We start from the raw sequence: 3,146 nt of genomic DNA on the forward strand, positions 1-3,146 counted from the left end.
AACAATACTTCCTTCAATTCTGTAAATAATCCGATAATTGCTGAATAGCAGATGTCTGTAATCACTTTTCAGAATTTCATTTTCCGGAATTAACGGATTTCGTTCCGGAAATCTTTGTAAAGAATCGATCTTCTGCTCGATCTTATCTAAAAATTTCGTTGCAGTTTTGAAATTATCCAGAGCAATGTATTGCCAGATATCTTCAATATCGTTTTGAGCAGATTCCGTGATCTTAATTTTATATTTTTTTTTTCACTTCTGAATCTCTTGAAAAAAGTGTCTGCATCTTCTGTTTTTCCGGTTTTTATATCCATTTCCGCTTTTGATAATTTCTGTATCAAGTCGAAAGCAATCGACATTTTTTCAAATTCCGAAGCATCGAGAAGAACTGCTTCCGCTTTTCCATTCACAGTAAGAACTACAGGTCTTTTCGTTTCATGAACTTGCTGCAAGATAGTGTTTGTATGTTTCTTTAGTTCAGTAATGGAAAGTATATCTTGAGTTATTTGTAATTGCATTTTTTCCTCCAAAATTTTAGTACACTTCTCTGCGATGTGCAACTCGCACAATAATGATTATCAATTCTTCTTCTTTTTTTTGAAAAATGATCCGATATTTCCCAACCTTTAATCTGAAGAGAGTTTTCTGTTTTCCTTTCAATAATCTAATTCTGTTCTTTAAAATTCGCGGATTTTCAGCGAGTTTGTTTATCTTCTCTTTGATCCGTTTTTGCCAGATTGGATCGATTTTTTTTAGTTCGTTTGCTGCTTTTCTCAAAAACCTGATTCGGTACATTTTAGATTCCAAGTTCCTTCCAAACTACTTCGGCATCGATTAATTCGGTTTTTCCTGATTCCAGTTCTTTAAGCCTTTGTTCTGCTATTTGACCGTCAAGTTCATCAAAATATAATTCCAATGCTTTGGCAACGATTCTGCTTTTTTTATCGTTCAATTCTGCGGCGATTTGAGAGAGTTCATTAGCAATCGATTCCGGTAATGTTAAGTTCATTCTGATATGTTTCTCGATCATTTCTACCTCCGTTTTGAAGATGCTATGCGTTTTAAAGTGTGTATAATGTCAAGTATTTTTCTGTGTAGTTATATCACAATCATTCCTGATTGTGCCGTAAAACAATTTGCTAAATTGTTAAATCTACTAAAAAAATGATCTCTGATTCGGAGAATCATAATTACAACGAAACAGAGTTTCGTGTTACGACAATTCAGCAAATTGTTTTTACGGTTTCACTTCCCTGAATGATGTTATTCTCGTAAATATATTTTCTCAAAGAATTCATCCATTTGGTTTTATTACCTTGAAAATTTCCGATTGTCAAATTTGTGTTCAAAATATTTGATGTAAAAAGTCGGGTGATAACAATATCTCCTCTTAAATATGGAATTAAATCTCCGAGAATTTTAATATAGTCTTCAATATCGAAGATCTGGACTTCTCCATTCTTATACATTTCAGCAAGTTTCGTATTCTTATAGATCATCAGATTATGGAATTTTACTTGCTTGATATATTTATTGGAGGAAACAAATCTGATCGTTTGCTTCATATTCTCGAAATTTTCTCCGGGAATTCCGATGATCAAATGAACTCCAACTTCCAAGCCTGCTTTTCCGCAAAGCTCGATCGCTTTTCTACTTTGCTCAAAATCGTGTCCCCGATTCAGGAATTCCAGATTTTTATTGTGAATTGTCTGTAATCCTATTTCAATCGTTACCGGAATATCGAATGAGCACAGTAGTTTAATGATTTCTTCATTCACATAGTCTGGTCTGGTGGAAACAACCAAACCAATAATTTTGGGATGAGACAATGCCCGAGTAAATTTCTTTTTCAACTCGGATAGATTACCTGCTGTCGAAGTCTCATCCTGAAAATAAGCAAGCAAATCGATATCTCCGCAACTTTCAGTAATTAATGGAATAGCTTTTTCCAATTGATCTTCGATGCTTAAATTTTCCGCTTGATATTCACCGGTAAATGAATTCGGATTACAGAAAATACAACCATTTCTATTGATCCGATGCGGACATATAATACCTGTGCTTAATCCTACTCGAAAAACTTTTCGACCATATTTTCTCTTCAAATAGGTGGAATATGTATAAATTCTATCTTCTAATCTCTGCTCCATTTTGGATACACAAATCTGAAAACAGTTTGAATTGTCAATTAAAGACTGTTCAATCTCAAATACGCAAAGATAAAAAGATTATCTGATGAAATCTAAAAATAATTTAAAAGTTATACTAACGAACAATGTGTTCGGTATTGAATATAAATTTTTCTCATCAAATTTAGATATCTCTTTATTGTTAAGCGGATTAACTGAATGGTATATTAGTTGCTTAAATATTTGATAAAATTTTTTAGAGAAAATTGGATATTATGGATAAAGAATTATCAGCGAATATTATCAGAAAGCAGAAAATGAAAAAAGTCATTCGTTTTTCATTTTACCTTCTTATTTTCATGGTTATTTTAATTCTGTTTAGAATTTTGATCCAACCTTCGATCAAACGCTCGAGGATCAGAACTGCTATCACTTAAATTGGAGATCAAAATTTAATAACTATGTTTTTGTAATCATTTTTGGAGTAATTTCAAAATGCTTTAGGATTTTTCTTTGTGACTTTGATATTTCGCTATAGATATTTTCTCCATTAATTTTTGCATATTGAATTTTGCTTAATTCAGCAAGAAGTTCTTTTACTGAGTATTTTCTAAATAGCCCATTTTGCATTGTTTTATACATATAGCTGTAGAGAATAAGTGCAATAAATTTTATAAATAATCTACCTCTTACATTGAGATCGCTATGTGAGCGAAGCCGTTTTGTATCCAAATGATTCTTTTCAATATCAAACATTTTCTCCACAATATCTCGGTTTCTGTAATGCTCTAATATTGAATATTTATCGAATTTATTACTATTGGTCAGCAACACGAAATATCCTGCTTTAAATATATATTCTGAAACGTTTTTCAAATTTCTTTCAATACTTTTTTCAGTTCGATTGTATTTGAAAAAGCTTACATATTTCTCTGGAATTTCATCTTTACGATAGTCTAAATAATCTTTTTGAGTTTCGAATTTCTTAAATGAAAATGTTTTTTCAATATCTAATAA

At 31.4% G+C, this 3,146-nt stretch carries 6 protein-coding genes; all 6 read right to left on the reverse strand.

Translation table 11 applies throughout. From position 1 onward, the window contains the following. Positions 1–237 (reverse strand): type II toxin-antitoxin system RelE/ParE family toxin (locus ENL20_04730; protein HHE37860.1); only part of this gene is annotated, 237 nt, incomplete at its 3' end. Continuing rightward, positions 147–518, reverse strand: a complete 372-nt coding sequence (locus ENL20_04735; protein ID HHE37861.1) for a type II toxin-antitoxin system Phd/YefM family antitoxin — start codon at positions 516–518, stop codon at positions 147–149. The genes ENL20_04730 and ENL20_04735, both read right to left, overlap by 91 nt. A gap of 16 nt (positions 519–534) precedes the next feature. Further along, a complete protein-coding gene (locus tag ENL20_04740; GenBank protein ID HHE37862.1) occupies positions 535–795 on the reverse strand; it encodes a type II toxin-antitoxin system RelE/ParE family toxin in 261 nt (86 codons plus the stop codon). A 1-nt stretch (position 796) separates the two neighbouring features. Then, positions 797–1,030 carry a CopG family transcriptional regulator gene (locus ENL20_04745; protein ID HHE37863.1) on the reverse strand — a complete coding sequence of 78 codons (234 nt, stop codon included), beginning with the start codon at positions 1,028–1,030 and terminating at the stop codon, positions 797–799. 193 nt (positions 1,031–1,223) lie between these two features. Further along, a complete protein-coding gene (locus ENL20_04750; GenBank protein ID HHE37864.1) occupies positions 1,224–2,150 on the reverse strand; it encodes a TIGR01212 family radical SAM protein in 927 nt (308 codons plus the stop codon). A 438-nt stretch (positions 2,151–2,588) separates the two neighbouring features. Beyond that, on the reverse strand, positions 2,589–3,146 hold a 558-nt coding region (locus ENL20_04755), incomplete at its 5' end, for a hypothetical protein (GenBank protein ID HHE37865.1).

The sequence above is a fragment of the Candidatus Cloacimonadota bacterium genome, from assembly GCA_011372345.1.
Lineage (GTDB): Bacteria > Cloacimonadota > Cloacimonadia > Cloacimonadales > TCS61 > DRTC01.